General features: G+C 65.6%; 25 protein-coding genes. 12 read left to right on the top strand and 13 right to left on the bottom strand.

Translation table 11 applies throughout. The annotated features are described in order from the left end of the window. Positions 1-5: 5 nt before the first annotated feature. Positions 6-530 carry a glutathione S-transferase family protein gene (locus SALB1_RS06860; RefSeq protein WP_370453247.1) on the bottom strand — a complete coding sequence of 175 codons (525 nt, stop codon included), beginning with the start codon at positions 528-530 and terminating at the stop codon, positions 6-8. Positions 531-989: 459 nt separating this feature from the next. Here SALB1_RS06860 and SALB1_RS06855 point away from each other — a divergent pair, with 459 nt between their 5' ends. The 5 genes from SALB1_RS06855 (at position 990) to SALB1_RS06835 (ending at position 7,319) form a co-directional block, all read left to right on the top strand. Next, positions 990-1,487, top strand: a complete 498-nt coding sequence (locus tag SALB1_RS06855) for an acyl-CoA thioesterase (RefSeq protein ID WP_109993189.1) — start codon at positions 990-992, stop codon at positions 1,485-1,487. A gap of 69 nt (positions 1,488-1,556) precedes the next feature. After that, a complete protein-coding gene (locus SALB1_RS06850; protein WP_109993188.1) occupies positions 1,557-3,173 on the top strand; it encodes a glucan biosynthesis protein in 1,617 nt (538 codons plus the stop codon). Between the two features lie 336 nt (positions 3,174-3,509). Further along, on the top strand, positions 3,510-4,541 hold the full coding sequence (locus tag SALB1_RS06845; RefSeq protein ID WP_109993187.1) for a DUF4105 domain-containing protein: 1,032 nt from the start codon (positions 3,510-3,512) through the stop codon (positions 4,539-4,541). A gap of 178 nt (positions 4,542-4,719) precedes the next feature. Continuing rightward, the gene (locus SALB1_RS06840) at positions 4,720-6,078 is read left to right on the top strand and encodes a hypothetical protein (RefSeq protein ID WP_109993186.1); all 1,359 of its coding nucleotides are present in this window, start codon (positions 4,720-4,722) and stop codon (positions 6,076-6,078) included. 188 nt (positions 6,079-6,266) lie between these two features. After that, a complete protein-coding gene (locus SALB1_RS06835; RefSeq protein WP_109993185.1) occupies positions 6,267-7,319 on the top strand; it encodes a Gfo/Idh/MocA family oxidoreductase in 1,053 nt (350 codons plus the stop codon). A gap of 6 nt (positions 7,320-7,325) precedes the next feature. On the opposite strand, the gene SALB1_RS06830 is transcribed toward SALB1_RS06835, so the two are convergent. The 3 genes from SALB1_RS06830 to SALB1_RS06820 all read right to left on the bottom strand — a co-directional run bounded on the left by SALB1_RS06830 (position 7,326) and on the right by SALB1_RS06820 (position 9,853). Next, complete coding sequence (locus SALB1_RS06830; RefSeq protein WP_109993184.1) at positions 7,326-8,405, bottom strand: glycosyltransferase family 1 protein; 1,080 nt, start codon at positions 8,403-8,405, stop codon at positions 7,326-7,328. Next, entirely contained in the window at positions 8,402-9,298 is an 897-nt protein-coding gene (locus SALB1_RS06825; RefSeq protein ID WP_109993183.1) for a UDP-2,3-diacylglucosamine diphosphatase, read from the bottom strand. The genes SALB1_RS06830 and SALB1_RS06825 overlap by 4 nt, the downstream gene beginning before the upstream one ends. A 69-nt stretch (positions 9,299-9,367) precedes the next feature. Continuing rightward, a complete protein-coding gene (locus SALB1_RS06820) occupies positions 9,368-9,853 on the bottom strand; it encodes a GtrA family protein (RefSeq protein WP_109993182.1) in 486 nt (161 codons plus the stop codon). A gap of 101 nt (positions 9,854-9,954) precedes the next feature. On the opposite strand from SALB1_RS06820, the gene SALB1_RS06815 reads away from it, so the two are divergent. Together SALB1_RS06815 and SALB1_RS06810 are read left to right on the top strand one after the other, a co-directional pair. After that, on the top strand, positions 9,955-11,208 hold the full coding sequence (locus SALB1_RS06815) for an NAD-dependent epimerase/dehydratase family protein (RefSeq protein WP_109993181.1): 1,254 nt from the start codon (positions 9,955-9,957) through the stop codon (positions 11,206-11,208). Positions 11,209-11,277: 69 nt separating this feature from the next. Further along, entirely contained in the window at positions 11,278-11,793 is a 516-nt protein-coding gene (locus SALB1_RS06810) for a cupin domain-containing protein (RefSeq protein WP_109993180.1), read from the top strand. A 17-nt stretch (positions 11,794-11,810) separates the two neighbouring features. On the opposite strand, the gene SALB1_RS06805 is transcribed toward SALB1_RS06810, so the two are convergent. Beyond that, the gene (locus SALB1_RS06805) at positions 11,811-13,205 is read right to left on the bottom strand and encodes a PLP-dependent aminotransferase family protein (protein ID WP_109995313.1); all 1,395 of its coding nucleotides are present in this window, start codon (positions 13,203-13,205) and stop codon (positions 11,811-11,813) included. A gap of 223 nt (positions 13,206-13,428) precedes the next feature. On the opposite strand from SALB1_RS06805, the gene SALB1_RS06800 reads away from it, so the two are divergent. After that, a complete protein-coding gene (locus SALB1_RS06800; RefSeq protein WP_109993179.1) occupies positions 13,429-14,034 on the top strand; it encodes a LysE family translocator in 606 nt (201 codons plus the stop codon). On the opposite strand, the gene SALB1_RS06795 is transcribed toward SALB1_RS06800, so the two are convergent. Further along, positions 14,021-14,530 (bottom strand): GNAT family N-acetyltransferase, encoded by a 510-nt coding sequence (locus SALB1_RS06795; RefSeq protein ID WP_109993178.1) that lies wholly within the window; start codon positions 14,528-14,530, stop codon positions 14,021-14,023. The genes SALB1_RS06800 and SALB1_RS06795 overlap by 14 nt on opposite strands. A 620-nt stretch (positions 14,531-15,150) precedes the next feature. Here SALB1_RS06795 and SALB1_RS19000 point away from each other — a divergent pair. Then, the gene (locus SALB1_RS19000) at positions 15,151-15,318 is read left to right on the top strand and encodes a hypothetical protein (protein ID WP_158590656.1); all 168 of its coding nucleotides are present in this window, start codon (positions 15,151-15,153) and stop codon (positions 15,316-15,318) included. Between the two features lie 125 nt (positions 15,319-15,443). On the opposite strand, the gene SALB1_RS06790 is transcribed toward SALB1_RS19000, so the two are convergent. The 5 genes from SALB1_RS06790 to SALB1_RS06775 form a co-directional block, all read right to left on the bottom strand. Beyond that, a complete protein-coding gene (locus tag SALB1_RS06790) occupies positions 15,444-16,214 on the bottom strand; it encodes an SDR family oxidoreductase (RefSeq protein WP_109993177.1) in 771 nt (256 codons plus the stop codon). 297 nt (positions 16,215-16,511) lie between these two features. Then, positions 16,512-16,685, bottom strand: coding sequence for a hypothetical protein (locus SALB1_RS18995; RefSeq protein ID WP_158590655.1), 174 nt, complete (start codon positions 16,683-16,685; stop codon positions 16,512-16,514). Between the two features lie 52 nt (positions 16,686-16,737). Beyond that, positions 16,738-17,352 (bottom strand): DedA family protein, encoded by a 615-nt coding sequence (locus tag SALB1_RS06785; protein ID WP_109993176.1) that lies wholly within the window; start codon positions 17,350-17,352, stop codon positions 16,738-16,740. A gap of 290 nt (positions 17,353-17,642) precedes the next feature. Beyond that, complete coding sequence (locus SALB1_RS06780; RefSeq protein ID WP_199678713.1) at positions 17,643-19,730, bottom strand: M13 family metallopeptidase; 2,088 nt, start codon at positions 19,728-19,730, stop codon at positions 17,643-17,645. A 121-nt stretch (positions 19,731-19,851) separates the two neighbouring features. Beyond that, complete coding sequence (locus SALB1_RS06775; protein ID WP_255414516.1) at positions 19,852-20,676, bottom strand: HAD-IIA family hydrolase; 825 nt, start codon at positions 20,674-20,676, stop codon at positions 19,852-19,854. A 261-nt stretch (positions 20,677-20,937) separates the two neighbouring features. Between SALB1_RS06775 and SALB1_RS06770 the strand changes: the two genes are divergently transcribed. The 3 genes from SALB1_RS06770 to SALB1_RS06760 all read left to right on the top strand — a co-directional run bounded on the left by SALB1_RS06770 (position 20,938) and on the right by SALB1_RS06760 (position 23,356). Further along, on the top strand, positions 20,938-21,222 hold the full coding sequence (locus SALB1_RS06770) for a ComEA family DNA-binding protein (RefSeq protein WP_109995311.1): 285 nt from the start codon (positions 20,938-20,940) through the stop codon (positions 21,220-21,222). Between the two features lie 213 nt (positions 21,223-21,435). Beyond that, a complete protein-coding gene (locus SALB1_RS06765) occupies positions 21,436-22,341 on the top strand; it encodes a 5'-nucleotidase (RefSeq protein WP_109993174.1) in 906 nt (301 codons plus the stop codon). A 211-nt stretch (positions 22,342-22,552) separates the two neighbouring features. Further along, entirely contained in the window at positions 22,553-23,356 is an 804-nt protein-coding gene (locus SALB1_RS06760) for a zinc-dependent peptidase (protein WP_109993173.1), read from the top strand. Here the strand turns inward: SALB1_RS06760 and SALB1_RS06755 are convergent. Both SALB1_RS06755 and SALB1_RS06750 read right to left on the bottom strand, forming a co-directional pair. Next, positions 23,343-24,401 carry a trans-acting enoyl reductase family protein gene (locus SALB1_RS06755; RefSeq protein ID WP_109993172.1) on the bottom strand — a complete coding sequence of 353 codons (1,059 nt, stop codon included), beginning with the start codon at positions 24,399-24,401 and terminating at the stop codon, positions 23,343-23,345. The two genes, SALB1_RS06760 and SALB1_RS06755, sit on opposite strands and share 14 nt — an antisense overlap. Then, positions 24,398-25,231, bottom strand: a complete 834-nt coding sequence (locus tag SALB1_RS06750) for an SDR family oxidoreductase (RefSeq protein ID WP_109993171.1) — start codon at positions 25,229-25,231, stop codon at positions 24,398-24,400. Before SALB1_RS06750 ends, SALB1_RS06755 begins: the two co-directional genes overlap by 4 nt. Positions 25,232-25,304 lie beyond the last annotated feature (73 nt).

The following is a 25,304-nucleotide window of genomic DNA, read 5'->3' as shown; positions in this document are numbered from 1 at the left end:
GACGCTCAGACGGCCTGGCGCGGATCGGTCGCGGCAACGCCCGGTTGCCCGCCATGACGCTCGCGCACCGCGGCCAGCGCGCGGTAGCCGGACATATCATGGAGTTCGCGGAAGACCACCCAGTCGAGCATGCAGTACACACAGATCGCCGGATAGTGCCAATGATCGAACGCACCGTCGGCGGCCGCCGTCTCAAGCCAGTCGAGGCAGGTCCGGATGCGCTCGCGGTGCCGGTTGTAGATCATCGCATCCTGGCTTGGGTCGAGTCCGGAACGCGCGGCCAGGAGCAAGGCCACGAAGGCATCGTTGGCGCCGTCGATCACGGTCAGTTGATTCTCTTCGCGCCAGCTTAGCGGGGCATGCCCCCGCTGCGCCGCCAGATAACGCTGGATGACCCGCGAGTCGAACAACGTCGTCTCGCCATCGATCAGGGTCGGAATCTTGAGTGTCGGATTATGGCGCGCCAGCTCAGCCTGGTCGGCGCCGTAGATCGCCAGATCGCGAAATTCGTAGTCGACGTCGACCAGCAGCAGGCGCGTGCGCCGAACGTCGGGCCTGTTGCCGCTTCGTGCGAGTCCGCGCCAAGCGCTGTTTTACGGCAAGACGAGGCGTAGCGAACGTGGCGTAGTCGTTCTACGTGAGAGAGCTACAACGCTGGATTGCCGCAAAACAGCGCTTGTCCCGAAGGGTTGGGCCGCAAATCGCACCCGGCGGCGTTACGAGCCTGGGTCGTGGCACGCCACGACGCGGCGGCTCGCGCCTTGCCGGACACGATTTGCGGTCTCCAACGCGGCGCTCGCACGAAACGGCAACAGGCCCCAGGCAAGAGAACCGATCAATTGCATGGCAAAAGCACGTGGGGATGATCGGGCCAGTCTACGCGGTCCGGCTCGGCGCGCTTACGACAGCGCCAAGGGCGGGCCGGCCGCGAGTCGCGTTGCCCGCGGCAGACGATTAAACTCGGCCCGAATTCTCCAAGCCCGTATTCGATGTCAACCCACGAAATCACGCTACGCTTTCTCGCCGAGCCTTCCGATGTGAATTTCGGCGGCAATGTCTTCGGCGGCAGTGTCATGAAATGGATCGACCACGCCGGTTATACCTGCGCCGCAAACTGGTCGCACAGCTACTGCGTGACGGCCTATGTCGGCGGCATCCGCTTCCTCAAGCCGATCCGGGTGGGCGATCTGGTCGAACTCAAGGCGGAGTTGATGCATACCGGCAACACCAGCATGCATATTTCGGTGAGCGTGTATGCACGCGACCCGAAATCGGACGATGCCCGCTTTACCACGCACTGCATTCTGGTGTTCGTCGCGGTTGACGGCGAAGGCCGGCCGACGAAGGTGCCGACCTTCACCCCGGATACGCCCCAGGGCCGCCGGCTCAACGACTATGCCCGCAAGATGATCGACCTGCGCCAGCGCATGCAGGACGAAGCGGCCGAGTTCCTGGACGAGATGGAAGCCCATGCGCACGACGACTGATCCGAAACCGCCGGGGAACCCACGACGCGGCGATCTGTCTGTTCCGGGAAGCATTCATAAGGCCAGCCCATGCAACGACGCACCCTGCTCAAGGCCTCTCTGGCGCTGACATCCCTCGGGCTGCCGGCGATTCCGGCCTTTGCCAAATCGCCGATTGAAAGCGGCCCGGGCCAGCCATTCTCCTTCCACTGGCTCAAGAGCAAGGCGCAGAGGATGTCGCGCTCGGCCTATCAGTCGCCGGCGGAAACACTACCCGACACGCTCGCCAGCCTGGCGCCCCTGAAGTATCAGAAGATCACGTACGACTGGCACGACGCGCTGTGGTCGTCGGATCCCAAGGTCGCCCTGCGGGTGCATTTCTTCCATGTCGGCATGCATTTCAATACACCGGTGCGCATGCACGATATCGACCCGGATACCGGCAGGGCGCATCCGATTCCCTTCAAGCCGGAATTGTTCAACTACGATCACAGCGGCGTGGATCCGAGCCAGCTCGAAGGCCATAACCTGGGATTCGCCGGCTGGCGGCTGGCGGTCCAGCCCTGGAGCGCGTACGCACACGAGGTCGCGTCGTTTCTGGGCGCGAGTTATTTTCGTGCGATCGACAAGAACAAGCAGTACGGCTTGTCGGCGCGCGGGCTGGCGATCGATACCGACGAGCCCGGCGGCGAGGAGTTTCCGGATTTCACCCAGTTCTGGTTCCAGCGGCCGAAGGACGGCTCCGAGCACGTAACAGTCTATGCGTTGCTGGATTCACCGAGCGCGACCGGGGCCTATCGCTTCAACATCGATGCCGGTAACGCCCAGGGCGTGATCATGGATATTTCGGCGCATGTCTATACGCGCAAGGCGATCAAGCGCCTGGGTATCGCGCCGATGACGAGCATGTATCTCAAGGGCACCGCTCAGGAAACCGCCCGCGATACGATCTATCCGCTCATGCACGACTCGGATCGGCTGTCGATGTGGCGCGGCAACGGGGAATGGATCTGCCGCCCGCTCTACAACCCGCCGACGATCCAGTTCAACACCTTCATGGACGAAAATCCGCGCGGTTTCGGCCTGGTCCAGCGCGATCACGATTTCAACGATTATCGCGACCCGGTCACCTGGTATAACCGCCGGCCGAGCCTGTGGCTCAAACCCACGAACAAATGGGGCAAGGGCCAGATCGCGCTCATGGAAATGCCCACGGTCGGCGAAACCGTGGACAACATCGTGGCGTTCTGGATTCCGGAAAAACCCGTGACCGCCGGCCGGCATCTGCACTATGACTACACACTGTACTGGTGGCCCGAACCACCCGTGTCACCCTCCCTGGCCACTGTGGACAAGACCTGGTCGGGCATGGGCAATGTCCAGGAAGGCTGGATTCCGGGCAACAAGTCACCCGACCAGTACGCCCGCCGCTTTGCGATCGATTTCGTCGGCTCGCCGCTGGACAAGCTGCCCGACGACGCCAACGTGACGGTCAATGTATCGGCCTCCAACGGCAAAATCAGTTATACCTCGACCCACGCCATGAAGCCGATCAACGGCTATCGCGCGGTCTTCGACTGGATGCCCACGAGCGACGCCACCACCCCGGTGACCCTCCGAGCCTATCTGGTCAACGGCAATCAGACGCTGACCGAGACCTGGCTTTACCAGTGGGTGCCGCCGGCGCCGCAGGACCGTCATTATTAGGGCCTGTTGCCGTTTCGTCCGAGTCCGCGCCAAGCGCTGTTTTGCGGCAAGACGAGGCGTAGTGCGCGCCGTGCAGTCACTCTGCACAAGCGGGCTACAACGCTGGATTGCCGCAAAACAGCGCTTGTCCCTTCGGGTTGGGCCGCAAATCGCGCCCGGCGGCGTTGCAAGTCTTGATCGTGGCACGCCACGACGCGGCGACTCGCGCCTTGCCGGACACGATTTGCGGTCTCCAACGCGGCGCTCGCACGAAACGGCAACAGGCCCTAGGGTCAGGCACGACATGATGGCGGCCGCGCGCTGCGTGATTCCGTCTTGGCATAGCGTGCCCCACCGATGACTGGCGCGTTATTGATCGCGGCCCGCGTCGTCGCCGGGCTGCTCGTCCTGCTGGTGGCGGGCTACGGCACCGGCGCGCTCTGGTTTCGCGGCCCCAACGCGCGCGCGCTACGCATCGCCTTGATCGCGGCCTGGTGGGCCACCGCGCTGGCCGGTCTTGCCGGGCTGATCGCCGCCGACCGGCTCGGTCCGGCCATCTTCGCGCTCGCCGGGCTGGCGTTCGCGCTGTGGTGGGCGCAGATCCGTCCGCGTTCGGACCGCCCCTGGGCCGACGACGTCGCGCGCGTGCTCCACGTGGAACGTCACGGCCCACAGGTCCGCCTGCACAACGTCCGCAACTTCGACTGGCGCACGCGCGACGACTACACCCCGCGCTGGGAAACGCGCGATTACGATCTCGACCAGCTCATTGCCGTGGATTTGGTGGCCTCGTACTGGATGGGACCGACGATCGCCCATACGCTGGTGTCCTTTGCCTTCGCCGATGGTCGGCACCTGGTATTTTCGGTCGAGGTCCGACGCTTGGCCGGCGAGGATTTTTCGGCCATCGGCGGCCTGTTCCGGCAATGTGAACTGGCCCTGGTGGCCGCCGACGAGCGGGATATCGTGCGCACCCGCACCACCGCGCGCCGCGAAGACGTTTATCTGTATCGCGTGGCGATGCCCCGGCACGCCATTCGTGCGCTGTTCGAGGCTTATCTGGATACTGCCGACACCCTGGAACACCGGCCGCGGTTCTATCACACGCTGACATCGAACTGCACGACGCTGGTCTACGACATGGTCAAGGCGATCGTACCCGGACTGCCCTGGAACTGGCGCCTTCTGGCCTCGGGTCATCTGCCCGAATATCTCTACGATCTCGGCGCGCTGGATACACGCCTGCCCCCGGCGGAACTGCGGCGTCGCGGCTGTATCAACGACGCCGCCATCGCCTCCGACATCGACGGCCACGCCAGCTCCGATTTCTCCGATGCGATCCGGCGGGGCCTGCCGGCGCCCGAGGGCTCGCCGGTCCCGCCGCCATAGGGCGAGCCCCGGGGCGACCGCGGCAGCGCATCGGCCGGTCGTGCTAGGCTCAGTAAGCACAAAGCGTATGCCGTGATCGACCGTGAAGGGCCGTCGATCGCTTCGAGCACGCTTTCGCCGGGCCGCTCCTGCTCAGTCGAGCGGCCCCCTGGGGACATCATCAATCGAAGGGGGATATGTGGATCGTTCATCCAGCCTACGTCTCGCCGCGGCGCTGATCGGCGCCAGCGCGCTCTGGTCCGGCCAGGCTCTGGCCCAGAGCAGCAGCAACACCAGCAAGGCACATCGCCTGCAGGCGATGCAGCAACAACTCCAGGCGCTCAAATCGCAACTCGCCACGCTCAAGCAAAAACAACATAACATGCCGGCCGAACCCTCGACCGACAACGCGTCGACCAGCGACCAAGCCAGCGCATCGAGCACCGCCCAGGCGAACAAACCCAAGCAGACATTGACGCTGGGCGGCGCATTCACCGCGGGCTACAAGCTCAAGCCCGACATGAAGAACCACCGCAGCAGCGGCGACGCGATCGCGGGCATCGCCGCGTTCAACGTTCACGGCACGGAGGGCAAGCTCTCCTACGGCGCCGAGTATCGCTGGTCGCCGACCGCCTTCGCCGATTCAAGTTATCTGCGCTACGGCTGGGCGGCCTACGACTTCGGCAAACACAGTCAGATCAAGGGCGGCATGTTCTATGTCCCCTTCGGCAACCTCAGGTTCGGCTACCAGACATTCTGGGGCAACCTGACCTACTACGCCGGCTTCACCGACAACCAGGCCGCCGGGCTGGGCTACAAGTACGAAAACGGTCCGTGGCGCCTCGACGTCGACGCCTTCAAGAACGACGATCTGGAACAGCACAGTCTGTACGGCTCCAATCCGTTCGATGGCTATCAGCAGGTCAACGGCGGCAATGTGCGCGCGGCCTATACCTTCAACCAGGGCACACATCACAGCGTGCAGGTCTCGGCCGCGGTACGCGGCGGCGAGTTGCAGGTGGGGGAAGACGCGCCCCATTACGGCACCCGCTGGGCCGCCACCGCGGCGGTCGACGCCGCGCTCGGGCCGTGGACGCTGCAGGGGCAGTATGTCGACTATCGCTACAATATCCCGGCCGGACGCTCCTATAACGACAATGCGTTGCCGACCGACGCCATCACGATGGAGAACTACGGCTTCGCCTACCAGATGCCGGCCTCCGGCCAGATCTTCGCGGCCAATGTGGCGCGGACCTTCAAGATCGGCTGGGGCGCGCTGCATTCGATCCAGCTGTACGACAACTACGCCTACCTGATGACCGGCGGCAGTGGTCGTTTCAACAGCGCCCTGCCCGGCAACGCGCCGAATCCGACCGGCGACATCCAGTTCAACGCGGTCGGCGCGGACTTCTCGTTCGGCATCCTGCAGGTCTGGGCGGATGTGCTGACCGGCAAGAACGCGGCCATGACATTCGACGGACCAAGCGACGGCAGCTGGAACACCCGCTACAACCTGCAGATGGGCCTCTACTTCAACGGCGACGTGATCAAGAACTAGGGCCTGCTACCATTGCGCCAAGCGCTGTTTTGCCGCAAAACAGCGCTTGGCGCGGACTCGCGCGAAACGGCAACAGGCCCCGGACGACCGGCTTTTTTCATGCGCCGCCGATAGGCCGCCGGCTGGTGGTAAACGCGGCTTTGCGTCAGCATCGCAGGCCAAGCATCGTCCGAACACCGATACCGATCATGCCTGACCGCCTCCGCATCGCCGTCATCGGCTACGGCACCGCCGGCCGCATCTTTCATGCGCCCCTGATCCACAGCACCCCGGATCTCGAACTGGCCGCCATCGTCACCGGAAACGCCGAGCGCGCCGCCGAGATTGGCGACCGATATCCCGGCGCGCGAGTGATCGCCGATACCGAAACGCTCTGGGCCCGGGCCAGCGCATTCGATGCCGTCGTCGTGGCCAGTCCGAACGGCTGGCATGCGGCGCATGCGCAAACCGCGATCGCGACCGGCCTGGCCGTGGTCGTGGACAAACCGCTGGCGGCTTCGGCCGATCAGGCGGAGACCCTGATCGCGGCGGCCCGCAACCGCGGCGTGGCGTTGACCGTGTTCCAGAACCGGCGCTGGGACGCCGATTTTCTGACCCTGCGGGCGCTGATCGAGGCCGGTCGGCTGGGCACGGTACGGCGCTTCGAATCCCGTTTCGAGCGCTGGCGGCCGGAACCCAAGCCCGGCTGGAAACGCGATGCCGCGCCCGATGCAGCCGGTGGCATCCTGTTCGACCTGGGCAGCCATCTGATCGACCAGGCCCTGACCCTGTTCGGCCCGGCTCGCGAGGTTTATGCCGAGCTCGATGCCGGTTATGCCGATTCGGCCGTGGACGATGATTCCTTCGTCGCCCTGAGGCACAGTTCAGGCGTGCGCTCGCATCTGTGGATGAGCAGCGTGGCGCCCGACCTCGGCCCGCGTTTACGCGTGCTCGGCGACAGAGCGGGCTTCGTGAAATACGGGCTCGATCCGCAGGAGGAGCGGCTGCGTGACGGCGCGGTACCCGGCCACGACGATTGGGGCACGGAGCCGGAAAACGCCTGGGGGCGGCTCGGTGCCGGCGAACAGTTCGCGACGATCCCCAGCCACGCGGGCGATTACCCCGCCTTCTATCGCCGGTTCGCCGCCGCGCTTCGCGAACAAAGCGCGATGCCGGTGGATCCCGGCGACGCCGTAGCCGGGCTCCGCGTGATCGAAGCCGCGCGTACCGCCGCGGCCGAACGCCGCGTGGTCAGCCTGTGAGCCGTTTCATCGCCCGATGAACCGCGCGACCGGCGCGCTCAGCCGCGCCGCCAGCGACGACGACGGGGTATCCCAAGCCGCCGGGTCGAGGCGCTCGACATGATCCACGAAACGCTGAGCACAGGCGGCCCACGAGTAGTCCAGCGCGAACGCACGGGCGTCTTCGGGCGACAGGGTCAGCGCGCCGCGCACGGCCGTGGCCAGATCATCGTCGAGACAGGCGACGTGCGGCGCGTGGCCGAGCACGTCGGCCGGGCCGGGTACCGGATAGGCCGCCACCGGCAGGCCGCTGGCCAGCGCCTCGAGCAGCACCAGACCATAGGTGTCGGTGCGGCTGGCGAACACGAACACATCGCCGGCGGCGTACCAGCGCGCCAGATCCTCGCCGGTCTGCCAACCGGCGAAAACCACATCCGGATAACGTCGCTTGAGCTCGGCGAGTTGCGGCCCATCGCCGACCACGACCTTGGTGCCCGGCACGTCCAGATCGAGGAAGTCGCCGATGTTCTTTTCCACCGCCACGCGCCCGACGTAGACCATGACCGGTTTCGGCCCATCGACGGCCATGGCGTCGTCGCGCGGCGCGAAGGCGCGGGCATCGACTCCGCGCGGCCATAGCACGGTATGGGTGATGCCATGGGTGGCCAGTTCATCGGCGAGCGTATCGGTGGTCACCAGAACCTGTTTCGCCGCCGCATGGAAACGGCGCATGAAGGCAAAGGTCAGCCGGCGCGGCACGCCCATGCGCATTTCCAGATACTGCGGGAAATGCGTGTGATACGAGGAGGTGAAGACCAACCCCTGACGTAGACAGTAGCGACGAGCAGCCTGGCCGAGCGGGCCCTCGGTGGCGATATGAATCGACTCCGGTCGCGCCTCGGCCAACCGGCGCCCGACCTGGGTGGCCGTCGCCAATGCCAACCGGATTTCCGGTTCGCCGGGACACGGCAGACTCCTAAAGCGATCCGGCGTGATCAGCGTGACTTCGTGGCCGAGCCGCGTCAGTTCGTCGAGCACCGTGGACAAGGTGCGAACCACGCCGTTGATCTGCGGATGCCAGGCATCGCTAACGAGTGCAATCTTCATGCGGAGGCCGCCCGGCGACGGCTCTCGCGCTCGGCGGGCATTTCATCGTCGGTCCCGCGTCCCCAGTAGAGTAGTTCCATACGTCCGGCGAAGTCCTCGGTCAGTGCAGTACAGGATTCCACCCAGTCGCCATCGTTGCAGTAATCGACGCCGTTGACCGTGCGCCGCGACGGGGTGTGGATATGGCCACAGATGATGCCGTCCAGGTCGCGTCGCCGGGCTTCGTCGGCCAGCGCCTCCTCGAAGCGGCCGATGAAGGCCACCGCGTTCTTGACCTGGTATTTCAAGAATGCCGACAGCGACCAGTAGGGATAGCCGAGCCGGCGGCGCATGGCGTTGAACCAGCTGTTGCCGACGATCACCCCGCGGTAGGCATAATCGCCCAGCACCGCGAGCCAGCGCGCCTCGGTGCAGACCGCATCGAAGGCATCGCCGTGAATCACCAGATACTGGCGCCCGTCGGCCGTCTTGTGCACACACTCGTTGCAGATCTCGATGCCGGCCAGATCCAGCGGCAGGTAATCGCGCAGCATTTCGTCGTGATTGCCGGGCACATAGACGATGCGGGTGCCGTGATCGCGGTGCAGGGAGAGCACCGCCTGGATCACGGCACTGTGGCTGGCCGGCCAGTACCAGGCTTTCTTGAGCGCCCAGGCATCGATGATGTCGCCCACCAGATACAGGGTGTCGCAGCGCACGGTGGCGAGGAAATCGAGCAGCCGCTCGGCGCGGCAACCGCGCGTGCCGAGATGGAAATCCGAGATCCAGACGCTGCGGTAACAGTGAAAGCCCCGGGGCGTCGCGGGCGACGGCCCACCGCTGGGGGCATAGATGCGAGTGGATCGGTCGTCGTGACGTACCGGGCGGGGGTCGAGGACGTCGTCAAACGACATGGCTGTGCCTCCACGCAGAACCTGTGCGCATATTGTCGACACCGCGTATGACCGCCATATGTCGTTTATTTAACGGCCGGATGACAGGTTCGGGTCGCGAAACACCCAACGACCGGCCAGCAGATAATTGCCCCACAGGCCGACCAGCGCGCCCGGCACCACGCTGAGCAACGGATGGGCCGCGCCGATGGCGGTGGCCGAAACCAGGCCGAGATAACAGCCGTAATTGACGATCACATTGACCGTGTTGACAGCCAGATAGCGCAGCCACTGATGCCAGCGCGCCCGATCGTCGCCGCTGACGAAGGTGAAGCGACGATTGATCAACCAGGCGGTACTGGCCGCCAGCGGAATCGATATCAGCCGCGCCCGTAGTGGCGCCATCTCCAGCCCGTGCACCAGCATGCCCAGAACGCTCATGTCCACGCCGAATGCGGTCAGACCGGCCAGGGCGAAGGAAAGCCAGCGCCGCAGCGCGCGCGTTTCGATGATCACGGGCAGCCCGCCACGCAGCGGCCGTGCCTCTCGAATCGATGACAGTTCCCGGTCAAGCATCCCCCAGACATAGCAGATCCACACGACAACGCGATGACTGTCATGCTCCGGTCATGTGAACGCGCGAGCCTCGGTGACATCCGCTCCAAGGAGGACCGACCATGTCGATCGCATCACGAAACAGCGCCCGTCGCATCCTGATTCTCGGTGGCGATGGCTTTTGCGGCTGGCCGACTGCGCTGCATCTGTCGGACGCCGGCTACGACGTGACCATCGTGGACAACCTCTCGCGCCGCATGATCGACGTGGAACTCGAGGTGGAATCGCTCACGCCCATCCGCCCGATGAGTGAGCGCCTGGCCGCCTGGGCCGAGGTCAGCGGGCGCGAGATCGGATTTCATCGCTTCGATGTCGCCCGCAATTATCAACGCATGGTCAATCTGCTGCTGGACTTCGAACCCGACGCGATCGTGCACTTCGCCGAGCAGCGGGCCGCACCCTACTCCATGAAATCGGCGGCCCACAAACGCTATACGGTGGACAACAACGTCGGCGCGACGCACAGCTTGCTGGCCGCCCTGGTCGAATCCGGCATCGATGCCCATGTGGTGCATCTGGGCACCATGGGCGTGTACGGCTATGGCAGCGCCGGCATGAAGATCCCCGAAGGGTATCTCAAGGTGCACGTCGAAACCGAAGCCGGGGCCATGGCCACCGACGAGATCCTGTACCCGGCCCACCCCGGCAGCGTCTACCATCTGACCAAGACCCAGGATCAGCTCACCTTCGCCTTCTACAACCGCAACGACGGCATTCGCGTCACCGATCTGCATCAGGGCATCGTCTGGGGCACCCAGACCGAGCAGACCGCGCGCGACGAACGCCTGATCAACCGCTTCGACTACGACGGCGACTACGGCACTGTGCTCAATCGTTTTCTGATGCAGGCCGCGATCGGGTACCCGCTGACCGTACACGGGACCGGCGGCCAGACCCGCGCCTTCATCCATATCCAGGATACGGTCCGCTGCATCGAACTGGCGATTGGCAATCCGCCGGCCATCGGCGAACGCGTGCGCATCCTCAACCAGATGACCGAAACCCATCGGGTGCGCGATCTCGCCGATCGCGTCGCCGCACTCACCGGTGCCCCCATCGACTACCTGCCCAATCCACGCGTCGAGGCGGCGGAAAACGATCTGCACGTCGCCAACGACACGCTGATCCAGCTCGGCCTGCGCCCGACCACGCTCGATACCGGCCTGTTCACCGAAGTCACCGACATCGCCGCGCGCTTCGCCCATCGCGCGGATACGCGGCGTATCGTGTGCCGCTCGGCCTGGCGCGCCGACCGCAGAACCGAGCCGACAACAACAGTGACCACCGCGCCGCCGGCGGCGTCGACCCCGGTATAGATCCCGGATCGCATCCCGGCGAATCAGCCTCTAGGCTGTGGTCATCAGCCATCATCATCCGGATCTGCCATGACCCTGCGTCTGAAGCCCGAAACACTGGCCTTCGACGACGACGGCCGCACGCCGAACAGTCGCCACCCGGTACTGATCCATCGCGGCTCGATGGCCGGCGACGACGATGAGGCGCTCGTGGCCGCGTTCGAAGCTGCCTTCGAGGCCCATGGCTGGCCGCCGCAATGGCGCGGCGGCGTATTCGCCTATCATCATTTTCATTCCAACGCGCACGAGGCCCTCGCCGTCTACGCCGGCGAGGCGGAACTCGTGCTCGGCGGTGAAGACGGGCGGCCGGTCCGCCTCGCGGCCGGGGACGTGCTGATCCTGCCGGCCGGCACCGGCCATTGCCGGGTCGCGGCCAGCAACGATTTCGCGTTGACCGCGGCCTATCCCGCCGGCCACGGCGACTGGGACCTGTGTCGGCCGGGCGAAACCGACCACGAGCGCGCGGTCGCGCGTATCGCCGAAGTGCCGACGCCGGCGACCGATCCCCTCACCGGCGGCGCACTGACCCGGCTCTGGGCCGGCTAGGGCCTCGGGCCTAGGCCCTAGATCGTCTGCCAGGCCTGAAGCTCGGGCGATGCGACAACCCCGCGTATGCGCGCCAGGGCATCGGCCAGCGCGGCGCGATCGCGTGCGGCGCTGAAACAGATGCGGATCGCCTGCGGCGCGGCCTCGCTGCCGACACAGAATGCTTCCGCCGCATTGACCTTGATGCGCTCGGCGGCCAGCCGCTCGACCACGCGCGCGGCGCGCTGCCCGGGCGGCAATTCCAGCCAGGCGTAGAAACCGCCAGCGCGCAGGCGCAGATCGAAGCCGGATAGTGCGGCGCGCGTCATCGCCGCGCGCGCGGCCAGTTCATCGAACTGTCGGGTCCGCACGCGATCGGCATCGCCGGAGGCGATCCAGTGGCCGACCACCGACGCGATCAACGGCGGCGGCATCCAGCTGATATTGCGCACGGCGGCCGAAACGCGCTCGCGAATCGCCGCGGGCACCCGCATGGCGCCCGAACGCAGGCCGCCCGACAGAATCTTGGAGACCGAGAACAGATACACCGTACGCTCGGGCGCCAGCCGGTACAGCGGCGTGCCACGTTCGGCCGCCGGCAGATGCTGGACGCCGTCCTCCACGATCCAGACCTCGCGTTCGCGCGCGAACGCGGCCAGTGCCGCACGGCGCGCTTCGTCGAGCCGGGCCGTGGTCGGATTCTGGTGCTCCGGCATGACGTAGAGCACATCGAACGGCTGCTGATCGTGCCGGGCGGCGAGCGTATCCACAGCCAGACCGTCTGCGTCGTGATCGAGCGCGACCAGGCGCTGGCCCAGCTGCCCGGCCACACTGATCAGCCCCGGATAGGTCAAACGCTCGGCCGCCACGCGCCGGCCCGGCCCCGCCAGCGTGCACAGGGCGATGAAGATACCGTTCATACCGCCCTGGTCGATGATCAACTCATCGGCGTCGACCGGCAGCCCGAGTTCGGTCATCCAGCGCGCATAGATGTTTCGATGCGCATCCAGCCCGCCTTCCGGCTGGTAATCGAGCGCATGGGCCAGCGCGGTCGGGTCGGCCTGAATGCCGGCAAGGGCGCGCCTCAGGCCGGCATCGCGTTCGGCATCGCCCGGCGGCATCGCGAGCGACAAATCAATCCAGCCGTCGTTCTCGCGTGTGACGCTGACATGCGAAAAACCCGGCGATTCGCGGCCGCCGCGCACATAAGTTCCGCTGCCGACGCGCGCTTCCACCCAGCCCTGACGCTCGGCTTCGCCATAGGCGCGCGTGATGGTGCCCACGGTGACGCCGAGCGCATGCGCCAGCCGCCGCTGCGGCGGCAGCCGGGTACCCGGGCCGAGCTCGCGCGATTCGATCGCCCGGCCAATCGCCGTGGCCAGTTGACGATAACGCGGCCCCTCGCCCGACAGCGTCGGCACCCAAATTGTCATGGTGACAATAAAATCATTGACGCCCTCCAATCGCGGCGTAACCTTCGAATTTCGCCAGAAATCATGCCGAAAACACTAAAATGCACCCATACAATATCATGAATACCCCGCCTAGCCCCCTGTCTTTCGCTTATCGGGCGTCGGCGCGGCGACGCGCCCCGAACCCGGCCCGCCGCCACCGCGTTGGCGCCGCGCCGCCCTCGGTCGCGCACCGGAGCCTGTCATGATCACGCCCACGGCCATGATTCCGGTAGCCCTGTTCGCACTGGCCACGGTAGGCACGCCCGGGCCGAACAACGTCATGTTGACGGCTTCGGGAGCGCGCTATGGCTATCGCCGGACGCTGACGCATATCGCCGGCATCCTCGGAGGCAGCGCCATGCTCTACATGGGGATGGCGTTCGGCCTTGGCGCATTGTTCCAGCGCTACGAGCTGCTGCAGTACGCCCTGCGCGCATTGGGCGCGGCTTATCTGCTGTATCTCGCCTGGCGTATTGCCAGCGCACCGCCGCCGAACCTGGATGTGGCCGGTGATGCCCGGCCCCTGTCATTCCTCGAGGCTGCGGCTTTCCAGTTCGCCAACCCCAAGGTCTGGGTGATGGGGCTGACGCTGACCGCCTCGTTTCTGCCGGAGCAGGGGCCGCTGTTGCTCAACGCCCTCGTGCTGACCGCGATCATGCTCGTCGTGGGCCTGCCCTGCCTGTCATTCTGGGCGGCGTTCGGCAGCGTGATCGGCCGCATACTCGGAACAGCCCGCGCCTGGCGCATATTCAACATCGTCATGGGCACACTGACCGCCGCCTGCGTCGGGTTCATCATCGTCGATTGAGCGGCGGCGCGAGCCGCTTGTACATGACCAGCGCATCGACGTCGCCGGCCTCGGGATGACAGAAGGCGCCCGGCAGGCGGCCGACGATCTCAAAGCCGTGCTTTTGCCACAGGCGCACAGCGCCAGCGTTGGTCTCGGCCACGAAGTTGTACTGCATGGCCCGAAAGCCGCGCGCAACCGCCTCGCGTTGCGAATGCTCGCACATCGCGCTTGCCCACCCGGCCCCGCGCGCGGCTTCGGCCACGACATAGCCACAATTGGCGACATGGGCACCCTGACCGGGCTGATTCGCCACCAGATAGTAGGTGGCCACAATTGTGCCGTTGTCCGCCTCGCCGACGAATGTTGCCGCGGGTTTGTTCATCCACGCCGCCCGGGCGTCGGCCTCGGCGATATCCGGCGGATAAGCATAGGTTCGGCCGGCCGCGAAGACCGGCGACAAGAGGCGCCAGAGCGCCGGCCAGTCGGCCGCCGTGGCAAGGCGTATCGAAGACATGACGAATCCACTCGTGAAGAAACGGGACCGGCCCGCGCCAGCATAGCGAAGATTCGAATCAATCGGCGGGCAGGCAAGCTGTGAACCCGGGTTGCTGTCGATAGCCGGGGCCCAGGGGCCGCCCCGGCGATTAACGGCCCGTTCATTAAAGCGATCCTGATCATTGCAGACTACGATCGGCCCAAATCACGTCCATGATCGCCAACGGCGCCCCGAAAGCGCCACAGCCCGCCGTGCCGGTGTACAGGGCATGTCCGGCGCGGCCATCGAACACCATAAGATATTGATTTAACGAGCGAGCTGCTGGGTGCAAATGACACACGAAATTTTTTTTAAACAAGGGTTGTCAAATTCGACTTTAGGCGTAGAATCGCCGGCGTCGACGGTAAATATCGATGGTTCAAGGCGTTTTTCGCCGGCCGCAGGCCAAACCCCATCGTTACCGTCGCATCGGGCTTGTCCCAAAGAGGCAATACTTGCTTATTCCTATTCGTTGATCGGCATCGGCAACGTGACACCGAGGGAAGCGGTTCACGTCAATGCGGATGCCGAAGATCACCGTGGGCCCGTGCAACCGCTGGCTCACCGAACATTCTTCTGGTTATTGAGGAGCATTGATGATGAACAACTTCAAGGTGAACATCGTGAACAGCCTTGTGGTCACCGGCCTGGTCGCCGCCTCCATGCTGATGCCGATCGTGGCCGCCGAACTGGCCCAGATGCCGAGCACCCCCGATCAGACGCCGGTCGCAGCGCAGACGGCGGCAGGCACGCATACCATCCGCTAAGCGGCTGCATCGGCCGAAGGCGCATGAAGATACCCGGCCCTGGCGCCGGGTATTTTTTGTCTGCGGGCGGTGAAGCGCGTGTCGTAGCGGTGAAATCCGCCGGCTCGGCCGCTGCCGGCAGGGCATCAAACCACCGAGGTCATGCCACCGTCGACGAAGATGTTCTGCCCGGATACGAAGTCCGAGGCGTTTGAACACAAATAGACCAGCGTGCCAATCAGTTCGTCGAGCCGGCCCCAGCGCGCGGCCGGGGTGCGTTTCCTGATCCAGGCATCGAAGTCGGCGTCCTGCCAGAGCGCGGTGTTCATGTCGGTCTGGAAGTAGCCCGGCGAGATGCAGTTGACCTGGATATTGTGGCGGGCCAGATCCGCCGCCATGCCCTGGGTCAGCATGGCCACGCCCCCCTTGGCGGCCGCATAGGGCGCAATCGTCTCGCGCGCCAGCTTCGACTGCACCGACCCGAGATTCACGATCTTGCCCGAGCCGCGTTCGCACATCGGCCCGGCCAGGGCGTGGGCTACATAGAACGCGCTCGACAGATTGGTCGCCACGACCGCATCCCAGTCGGCCGGCTCGAACTCGGCGAAGGGCGCGCGTTTCTGCAGGCCGGCGTTGTTGACCAGAATATCGGGCAGGCCATGGGCGGCGATCACCTCGGCGATCGCCTGTTTCACGGCGCTCGCATCGGTGACGTCGAAAGCCACGTGGGCCACCTCCGCACCGGTCTCACCGGCGAGCCGCTCAGCGGCGGCGGCCAGCTTGTGTGGATCGCGCCCGTGCAGGATCACGCGCGCGCCACGCTCGGCCAGGCCGCGCGCCAGTTCGGCGCCGAGTCCGCGCGAGGAGCCAGTGATCAACGCCAGCTTGCCCGCCACATCGAACAATGCATCGCGCATTAAACCCCTGGAAGATGAAGAAAATGGCATAGGCGATGACGAAGGCGACGATCGATTCTAGGACCTGTTGCCGTTTCGTGCGAGCGCCGCGTTGGAGACCGCAAATCGCGTCCGGCAAGGCGCGAGTCGCCGCGTCGTGGCGTGCCACGATCAAGACTTGCAACGCCGCCGGGCGCCCATGGTTATTTCATGGGCGGCCCAACCCTTCGAGACAAGCGCTGTTTTGCGGCAATCCAGCGTTGTAGCACGCTTGTGCAGAGTGACTGCACGGCGCGACGCGCCGCCTCGCCCCACACCCTATATTCCGAAGGGAACGCCTGTGCGCGACCATCCGATCGGCCCATCGCCGGGCGTCGCACCGACACCCACCAGCAGTGCGACCGAGGCCAGCGTGTCGCCGAAGCCCGCAAGCATGCCGTGGTGGAATACGACGGTAAAACGCGCCGCACGCTGCCCTGGAATTAGTCGCATTCCTGTTGGTTTTTGGTCATGGATACCCCGGGCCGCCGGCCCCGCGCCCGCATCATGAATTGTTCGAGCCCTGGGGACGGCTGCGATAGACGAACCGCCAGACCAGGTAAATCAACACGACGACAGTGGTGACACCGGCCGCGGTATACAGGCCGACCGGCCCGAAATGCGCCAGTGCCTGCTCGAAATGCTTGCCGAACCAGTAGGTGCCGAAGCCCCAGGCGCCGACCCAAAGCGCGGCCCCGATGGCGTTGTAGAGGGCGAAACGCGGCGCGGCCATGCAGCCGATGCCGGCCACGATGCCGTTGAGCTGGCGCAGGCCGACAAAGAAACGGGCCACGATCACGATGGCGCCGCCCCGGCGCTGGAAGAACCGCTCGATACGGGCCAGCCTGGCCTCCGTGATGCCGACGCGGGCACCATGACGCAACACGACCCGCCGCCCGCCGAAGCGACCGATCGCATAGCCGATGTTATCGCCGATCACCGCGCCCAGCCAGGCCGCGGGCAGCAGCAGCTCGATCGGCATCTTGCCCTGGGACGCCAGCAGGGCGGCGGAAATCAGCGCGGTTTCGCCGGGCACGGGGATGCCGAAGTCCTCGATCAGCACGAGCACGAAAATGGCCCACGGGCCGTAGTCCGAGATGATCTGAGTGATATCGAGCATGCCTGAGACTAACGTAAGCGGCGGGCGCGGCCATCGCGATCAATAGCGGGCACCCGCCAGGATGTCCGTCGAGAACGGGCGCCGAGTGTATCCCGCCGCGGATTCGTACCGTGATACGGGCCGACCACGGTTGCATCGGGTCTCCGCCCGTGCCGCCGGGCGGCGTCACGTCCCGATTATCCCGCCATGCTGTCCTGCGTGCCACCCGCTGAAAACGCTGGCGGCGAGCGCGTTCGAATCGACGCCACGATCGGCGCCCCGGCCCGGCCCGGATCCGCGCCCGGCGCCGTTTACCAGATCTCGACGCGTTGATCCTTCGGCCGGACCATGCGGTCGCCCGGCTTGCAATCGAAGGCGCGGGCGAAGGCCGGCATGTTCGACGGCGCCCCGATCGCACGATAGCGCATCGGCGAATGCGGGTCCGAGTTGAGCTGGACCTCGAGCGCCTTCGGCCGGCTGTGACCGCGCCAGACCCGGGCCCAGGACATGAAAAAGCGTTGTGCCTGGGTATACCCGTCGATTTTCATGCGCGCCTGGTTCGGGTGATGGGCCAGCGCGCTCTGCAGGGCATCGTAGGCCAGCGTCAGCCCAACCAGGTCGGCGATGTTCTCGCCCAGGGTAAGCTGGCCGTTGACGTGCAGTTCGGGCTTGTCCGGAATGGGTGTGTACTGGTTGAACTGATGCACGAGCTTTTGCGCGCGGGCCTCGAAGGCCTTGCGATCCGCCTCGGTCCACCAGTTGACCTGGTTACCGTCGCCGTCGAACTGACTGCCCTGATCGTCATAGCCGTGGCTCGACTCGTGTCCGATCACGGCACCGATGCCGCCATAGTTGACCGCGTCGTCGCCGCGGGCATAGAAGAACGGCGGCTGCAGAATGGCGGCCGGGAAGTTGATGGTGTTGTCAGTGGGGTTGTAGTAGGCATTGACCGTCTGCGGCGTCATGCCCCAGCGCCGGCGATCCCGCGGGCCGCCGACATAGGCCATTTCGTAGTCATGGTTGAACTTGGCCGCGCGTGCCATGTTGCCGTAAAAATCGTCGGCCGAGATCGACAGCCCATGCCAGGAACGCCAGTGCTCGGGATAGCCGATCTTGGGCAGGAATTTCGACCACTTGTCGAGGGCTTTCTGCCGGGTTGCGTCGCTCATCCAGTCGTTGTTCCGGATGCGCGTTTTCAGCGCCGCGCGGATGTTGTGCACCATCTGCTGGGCACGCGCCTTGGCTTGCGGCGGGAAGTACCGGGCGACATACAGCTGGCCCAGCGCCTGGCCCATGGCCTGGTTGACCGCAGCCAGCGTCTGCTTCCAGCGCGCCTGCTGCTCGGGCTGGCCATTGAGCGTGGTGCCGTAGAACGCGAAGTGGGCGTCGTTGAAGGGCTGCGACAGCAGGGGCGCGGCATCGTCGATCACATGGAAACGCAGATAGGCGCGCCATCGATCGAGCGGCGCATTGCCGAGCAGCTTGTCGAATTGCTTGAAGAATCGGGGCTGCGACAGGGAAAAGCCCCGCTTGATGTCAGCCCCCTGCGCGGCGAAGAAGGCCTTCCAGTCGAAATTCGGCGTGGCCCGGTTGGCCTCGGCCAGCGTCACGAAATGATACTGGTTCTTCGGATCACGCATCGCCACGCGCGACAGCGAATGCCTGGCCAGATCGGTTTCCAGAGCCATGGCCTTGCGGGCATCCGCGGCGGCGCGATCGTCGGATTCCCCGACCCGCCTGAACAGCGTCGTCATGTAATCGACATAGGCGGCGCGCTGATCGGCGTAAGCCTTGTCGGTGTAGTACCGCGGCGTCGGCAGACCGAGCCCGGCCTGATCGACATAGGCGATGATCCGGGTCGCGTTCCTGTAATCCGGGCTGGCACCGAGTTCGAACACCTGGCCCTGGCCCGCGGCGAACGCCCGGGTGAGATAGCGACTGAGCGCCTGGCGGCTGTCGATGGCCGCGATCCGCTTCAGGCGCGCCTCGATCGGCTGGTAACCGGCGTTGTCGATGGCGCGGGTATCCATGCCGGACTGATAGAGATGTCCGATCCTGGCCTCGATCGAGCCGGGCGAGGCCGTGTCGGCCCGGGCCGCGGCCTGTTCCACGATGCGGTGCTGATCGTCGAGACTCTTCTCGGCCAGCATGTTGAACGAACCCCAGCGGGTGTGATCGTCCGGGATCGGATTCGCGGCTACCCACGTCGCGTTCACGAACGTGTCGAGGTCCTGACAGGCGCTCACGCGGGTGTCGAGATTGCCGGTATCGAAGATCCGCTGCGCGGCGGACAGCCGCATGCCCGCGGCGTCGGGATCGGAAGCCTCGGCCGCGCAGACCTGGGTCATCATCAGCCCGAGCGTGATCGCCGCGGGCGCAAACGCCAGTCTTCGGATCATGATCATCCTTGTCATTGGCTGCGGACTCGCACGCAACGGCAGCAGGCCCCAGAGCATGCCAATTCGGGGGCCCGCCGGAGAACCGGGTTCGACCGGTCTCATAGTGACACGATCGCGGCCGTCAGGGTGCGTTCCTGTCGCCCGTTTCGGCGCCATCGTCGTGGGTGGCGCTGCGTTCGTCGAGCAGATCCTGAACCGAGTCGAGAATGGCCGCGGGCCGGAACGGATAGCGATCGACATCATCGCGGCTGGCAATGCCCGACAGGACCAGGATCGTATGCAGTCCGGCCTCGATGCCGGCGACGACATCGGTATCCATGCGATCGCCGATCATGCCGGTGCGCTCGGAATGCGCGCCGAGCTTGTTCATCGCCGAACGGAACATCATCGGATTGGGCTTGCCGACGTAGTAGGGCTCGCGCGTGGTGGCGGCGGTGATCAACGCCGCCACCGCGCCGGTCGCGGGCAGCACGCCCTCCGCGCTCGGCCCGGTCACGTCCGGATTGGTGGCGATGAAGCGCGCGCCGTTGTTGATCAAGCGGATCGCTTTCGTAATTGCCTCGAATGAATAGGTTCGGGTTTCACCGAGGACCACGAAATCCGGGTTGGTATCCGTCATGACGAAACCGGCTTCGTGCATCGCGGTGGTCAGGCCCGCCTCGCCGATGATGAAGGCCGAGCCCTGGGGCGCCTGCCCGGCCAGAAACGCCGCCGTGGCCATTGCCGAGGTCCAGATCTGGTCCTCCGGCACCTCGATGCCGTTGCGCGCCAGTCGAGCCGCCAGGTCGCGCGGGGTATAGATGGAGTTGTTGGTCAACACCAGAAACCGGATGTCACTGGCCCGCCACTGGTTGATCAGGTCGGCGGCGCCCGGCAGCGCCTTGTTCTCGTGCACGAGTACGCCGTCCATGTCGGTCAGCCAGCAATCGATCTTGCGCTTTGTCACGAAGCCCGTCCTCGTCATTGGTTTAATCATGCCGATCTGATCATACCGACTCGGTGCCGCAACCTGTCGCTACTGACCGTCTGCGCTCAAGTCCGCGCAACAGCAGGCGGTAAAAAGTTTTACCAAACAATCGAATTATACGGCGAATCAAACATTTATTCTCATCATGCCATAACCATTGATCAGCATGGGCTTGCGCGCCTCATACCATTGCGCCTAGGTTCCAGTATCCCGCGTAACAAACACCGTTCAGGAGGAATGATGAGGAAATTCATTTTTGCCGTAATCGCTGGCTCGCTGTTCTACGCCACCACGGCACTGGCCGCGGTCAACGTCAATACCGCCACGGTTGATCAACTGCAGACACTCGACGGCATCGGCAGCTTCAAGGCCCAGGCTATTGTCAAGGATCGCCAGGCCAATGGCGATTACGACAGCCTCGGCCAGCTGAGTCGCGTCAATGGCATCGGCGCCAAAACCATCGAAAGCCTGCGCTCGGAGGCGACCGTCAACGATGAATCGGCCGGCGCCGATACCGGCAGCTGAGCCGGCAAGAGGATCGGCCGGCCGGGCCGCACCGATCCTCTTCGGCCGCGAACTTGGGCTCCAGGATCGCCCGCGCATGTTTGTTGCCACCCGACAGGTCGCGCGGCAGGCAGCCGCCCCCGCGGGCGGCCGCGCCTCGGCCGGCGACTGAGCTCTGAGGCGCCGTTCGGCGCGGTCTCGTGCAAAACGGCCACAGGCACTAGACTGGATGACATGCCTACCCGATCCGGCAAACTCGTCATCGGCATTTCCTCGCGGGCCCTGTTCGACCTGGAAGCCAGCCATGCGGTCTTCGAGACCGAGGGCCGCGAGGCGTATTGCAGCTACCAGATCGAGCACGAGGAAGATGTGCTCGAGCCCGGCGTCGCCTTCGGGCTGGTGCGCAAGCTGTTGGCGCTCAACGATGCCGACCGCGAACGCGTGGAGGTGATCCTGCTGTCGCGCAACAGTGCGGACACCGGCCTGCGGGTGTTCAATTCCATCGCCCATCACGATCTGCCGATCAGCCGGGCGGCCTTTACCAGCGGCGACTCGCCCTGGCGTTACGTCTCGGCCTTCGGCGCCGATCTTTTTCTATCCGCCGACCCGGACGACGTGCGGGCGGCCCTGGCGGCCGGATGCGCCGCCGCCACAATCGTGCCGGGCCATTCCCGGGCGGCCGGCGAAGGCGTGCTCAAGATCGCCTTCGACGGCGATGCCGTGCTGTTCTCCGACGAAGCCGAGCGCATCTTCAAGCAGCACGGACTGGCCGCCTTCACCGAGGCCGAATCCGCGGCCGCCGCCCGCCCGCTGCCGGGCGGCCCGTTCAAGGCCTTTCTCGAAGCGCTGACCCATATTCAGAGCGAATTCGATCCCGATGATTGCCCGATCCGCACCGCGCTGGTGACTTCGCGCAGCGCCCCGGCACACGAGCGCGTGATTCGTACCCTGCGCGCCTGGCATATCCGCATCGATGAGGCGCTGTTTCTGGGCGGGATGGCCAAGGCCCAGTTCCTGCAGGCCTTCGGCGCCGACATCTTCTTCGACGACCAGGCCACCCACATCGGCCCGGCCTCCGGCCTGATGGCAGCCGGCCACGTACCGCACGGCGTGGCCAACGAGCCGTCGGCCACGGGTTAGACACCTGTCCACGCGCCGGCGTCTGAAACGGCAACAGGCGCCGGTGTCCGGTCACGCCCATTCATCAACGGACGTGACAGCCCCTCGATATCACGGTGGCCAAGATGTTTTGTAGAATCATCCCGCAAGCTGCGTATTTATCGCTCGTGTATCGACCACAGCCTCTTCGTACAGACGACGTGATGATCGCCGCTGTGGCCGGCGCGATGGCATGAACCTGTTCACGAGCCTGCTGGTGACGGCCGGTGCACTGACCGCTGTGGCGCTGATGATTCTCGGCCCGGGCTGGGCGCGCCGACATCCGGCGCTATCGGCGGCCGAGCGGCGCCGCCTGGGCCGATTGATGCCGTGGATTCGCCGCCTCGACGCTCGGCGCCTGGCCCGCCTGCAGCGTCGCACCGCGCATGTGCTGCGCGATACCGACCTGATCGCCGACTCGGGGCGCACCCTGAGCGCCGACCAGCGGCTGGCGCTGGCCGGCCAGATGGGCATGCTCTGTCTCGGCGCCCAGCCCAGCCAGACGCGCTTGCCCACCGAGATCGTCGTGCATGACGATCTCGACAGCGAATGGTCGGGGCCGCCTGTGACCGGCCTGCTGGAAGATCTCGGCGAAATGGCAACCGGCGACAGCTGGCGAACGCTGAGGCTGCATGTGTCGTGGCCGGCGGTGGTCGCTGCCCTGAACGGCGGGCCGCAGAATCCCATCGTGCGCCAAATCGCACGGCTGCATGATTTCGCCGTCCCCACGACCGTGGTCGCCGGCGGACTGACCTGGGGCGATGCGCTCGAACAACAATGGCGGCGCCTGCGCGAGACCGGCTCCAATCTGCTGCCGCTGGACGAGGACATCGCGCTCGACGCGTTCTTCGCCGAGGCGGCCGAGGCCTTCTTCCAGCGCGGCGAGGCCCTGGCCGGCGCCCATCCGGATCTGTATGCCGTACTGGCCGCCTATTTCGATATCGAAACGGCACACCGCCGGCCGGCCGGGCACCGCACGCCGACTATTCGTTCGTGATCCGGATCGTGCCGCTGCCGGGCAGTTGCTCCACGAAGCCGGCGCCGGCCAGTTTCGACGGCGTGTAGGCGCCGCCCTGGGGCGCTTCGCCCAGCAGCTTGCGCGCCAGTGCCAGGCTGGCATGGACGGTCACATCGTAGCCATTGGCCACATGGACCCGGCCGACCCGGACCGCCCCGGACGCGTTGCGCACTTCGCCCCACACATGGGTGCCATGGCGCGCCCGCTTGGCGGCATCCGGGCCGCGAATCCGGCCGGCACGCGCCTTGAGGAAATTGCGCACGGGTGACAGACCGAGCACCGGGCGCACCCAATTCAGCCATTTCACCTGGCGGATGCGCGCGGGCGATACCGGCATATAGACCGCCACATTGGGGATGCGGGTCGAATAATAAGCGGTGGCCACATCGCCCCAGGGGATCGTCATGGCCGGTTTCCGTCCATCGCCGAAATCGATAGTCCGGACGTCGGCCGCGATCGGCACTTTCACGATCCGGCCGCTGCGGCGCACGCGGCCGCCGCCGGCCAGACCATCGATCGAGGTCCGGGCCGTACCCGGTGACAGGCCGGAGCGCGAATCGAAGCCGAGCGCCAGTTCCGTGGCATCGAATAGCGCCTCTGCCAGGGCGGCGGCCAGGCAATCGGTGGGCACGACATCGAAGCCGGCGCCCGGACACAACACCGCGCCGGTTTCACGCGCATCGGCATCGCGGCCGAAGACATGCTCGAACACCTCGATCTCGCCGGTGATGTCGAGGTAGTGGGTGCCGGTCGCGATACAGGCCGCAACCATCGCCGGCGCGGTATCGACGAACGGCCCGGCGCAATGCAGCACGACATCGATGTCGGCGAGCTGACCGGCCACGGTGTCGCCCTCCAGATCGAATGGGCGGGCGTCGAGCCCGAGCGATTGCGCCAGCGCCGCGACCTTGGCCGCATTGCGGCCCGACAGTACCGGCGACAGCCCCTCGGATACCGCCTGGCGAGCGATCAATTCGCCGGTGTAGCCATAGGCACCGTAGATAAGGATACGATCGTGACTCATGTCGCTTCTCCGCTATGCGGTTTGAGCATCGAGCGCGCCATTTTCTCCACAGCGCGGAAGAACCATTCCGGCTGCAGCCGCTTCAATCGATATTGCCATCGCGTGTCGCGATGCGTCAGCACCAGGAAACGCCGCCTGGCCACGGCGTCGAAGATCTGATCGGCCACGTCTTCGGCGGTCACGCCGGAGCGCGCCATCAGTTTTGCCACCAGCGCGTCGCGCCCGGGCGCGGTGCTGCGAAACGAGTCCATCAGGTTGGTGGCAAAGAACGCCGGACAGGCCACGGTCACGCCCACGCCGTGACCGCATTCCTCGGCACGCAGGGTTTCCGACAACGACAACACGCCCGCCTTGGTCACATTGTAGGATGCCATGCCCGGTGCGTTGGCGATGGCGGCAAACGACGCCGTATTCACGATATGCCCACGTGAGGCGCGAAGCGCCGGGAGCGCCGCCCGGCAACCGCGCACCACCCCCATCAGGTTGATATCGACGATCCAGTCCCAGTCCGCCTGCGGCGTATCGGCGACCGTGCCGGACGCGGCCACGCCCGCGTTGTTGACGAACACATCCACCCCGCCCCATTCGGCGTCGAGCCGTACCATGAGTTGCGCGAAATCGGCGTCGCGCCGTGTATCCAGGGTCTGGGCCACGGCCTGGCCGCCGGCGTCGTTGACCTCGCCGGCGACACGGCGCGCACGCTCGGCCTGGATATCGGTCACCGCCACGCGCCAACCGGCCCGCGCATAACGCAGTGCCAGCGCACGACCGAGGCCGCTGCCCGCCCCCGTTATCGCCATGCGCTTGTGTGAGATCGGATGGTCACTCATATCTGACACGCGTTATTGTCACAATTACAAGCATACGCCAACGTATTGCCAATGTCTTGTCGGCGGGGCATGG

It is taken from the genome of Salinisphaera sp. LB1 (assembly GCF_003177035.1).
Lineage (GTDB): Bacteria > Pseudomonadota > Gammaproteobacteria > Nevskiales > Salinisphaeraceae > Salinisphaera.
This window is presented reverse-complemented; position numbering and strand designations above follow the sequence as displayed.

What these genes read in the sequence shown, in the direction of transcription:
- SALB1_RS06855 (WP_109993189.1), top strand. Translation starts at nt 990, where the DNA reads ATGTCAACCCACGAAATCACGCTACGCTTTCTCGCCGAGCCTTCCGAT.
- SALB1_RS06850 (WP_109993188.1), top strand. Translation starts at nt 1,557, where the DNA reads ATGCAACGACGCACCCTGCTCAAGGCCTCTCTGGCGCTGACATCCCTC.
- SALB1_RS06845 (WP_109993187.1), top strand. Translation starts at nt 3,510, where the DNA reads ATGACTGGCGCGTTATTGATCGCGGCCCGCGTCGTCGCCGGGCTGCTC.
- SALB1_RS06835 (WP_109993185.1), top strand. Translation starts at nt 6,267, where the DNA reads ATGCCTGACCGCCTCCGCATCGCCGTCATCGGCTACGGCACCGCCGGC.
- SALB1_RS06830 (WP_109993184.1), bottom strand. Translation starts at nt 8,405, where the DNA reads ATGAAGATTGCACTCGTTAGCGATGCCTGGCATCCGCAGATCAACGGC.
- SALB1_RS06825 (WP_109993183.1), bottom strand. Translation starts at nt 9,298, where the DNA reads ATGTCGTTTGACGACGTCCTCGACCCCCGCCCGGTACGTCACGACGAC.
- SALB1_RS06820 (WP_109993182.1), bottom strand. Translation starts at nt 9,853, where the DNA reads ATGCTTGACCGGGAACTGTCATCGATTCGAGAGGCACGGCCGCTGCGT.
- SALB1_RS06815 (WP_109993181.1), top strand. Translation starts at nt 9,955, where the DNA reads ATGTCGATCGCATCACGAAACAGCGCCCGTCGCATCCTGATTCTCGGT.
- SALB1_RS06810 (WP_109993180.1), top strand. Translation starts at nt 11,278, where the DNA reads ATGACCCTGCGTCTGAAGCCCGAAACACTGGCCTTCGACGACGACGGC.
- SALB1_RS06805 (WP_109995313.1), bottom strand. Translation starts at nt 13,205, where the DNA reads ATGACAATTTGGGTGCCGACGCTGTCGGGCGAGGGGCCGCGTTATCGT.
- SALB1_RS06800 (WP_109993179.1), top strand. Translation starts at nt 13,429, where the DNA reads ATGATCACGCCCACGGCCATGATTCCGGTAGCCCTGTTCGCACTGGCC.
- SALB1_RS06795 (WP_109993178.1), bottom strand. Translation starts at nt 14,530, where the DNA reads ATGTCTTCGATACGCCTTGCCACGGCGGCCGACTGGCCGGCGCTCTGG.
- SALB1_RS19000 (WP_158590656.1), top strand. Translation starts at nt 15,151, where the DNA reads ATGAACAACTTCAAGGTGAACATCGTGAACAGCCTTGTGGTCACCGGC.
- SALB1_RS06790 (WP_109993177.1), bottom strand. Translation starts at nt 16,214, where the DNA reads ATGCGCGATGCATTGTTCGATGTGGCGGGCAAGCTGGCGTTGATCACT.
- SALB1_RS18995 (WP_158590655.1), bottom strand. Translation starts at nt 16,685, where the DNA reads ATGCGACTAATTCCAGGGCAGCGTGCGGCGCGTTTTACCGTCGTATTC.
- SALB1_RS06785 (WP_109993176.1), bottom strand. Translation starts at nt 17,352, where the DNA reads ATGCTCGATATCACTCAGATCATCTCGGACTACGGCCCGTGGGCCATT.
- SALB1_RS06780 (WP_199678713.1), bottom strand. Translation starts at nt 19,730, where the DNA reads ATGATCCGAAGACTGGCGTTTGCGCCCGCGGCGATCACGCTCGGGCTG.
- SALB1_RS06770 (WP_109995311.1), top strand. Translation starts at nt 20,938, where the DNA reads ATGAGGAAATTCATTTTTGCCGTAATCGCTGGCTCGCTGTTCTACGCC.
- SALB1_RS06765 (WP_109993174.1), top strand. Translation starts at nt 21,436, where the DNA reads ATGCCTACCCGATCCGGCAAACTCGTCATCGGCATTTCCTCGCGGGCC.
- SALB1_RS06760 (WP_109993173.1), top strand. Translation starts at nt 22,553, where the DNA reads ATGAACCTGTTCACGAGCCTGCTGGTGACGGCCGGTGCACTGACCGCT.
- SALB1_RS06755 (WP_109993172.1), bottom strand. Translation starts at nt 24,401, where the DNA reads ATGAGTCACGATCGTATCCTTATCTACGGTGCCTATGGCTACACCGGC.
- SALB1_RS06750 (WP_109993171.1), bottom strand. Translation starts at nt 25,231, where the DNA reads ATGAGTGACCATCCGATCTCACACAAGCGCATGGCGATAACGGGGGCG.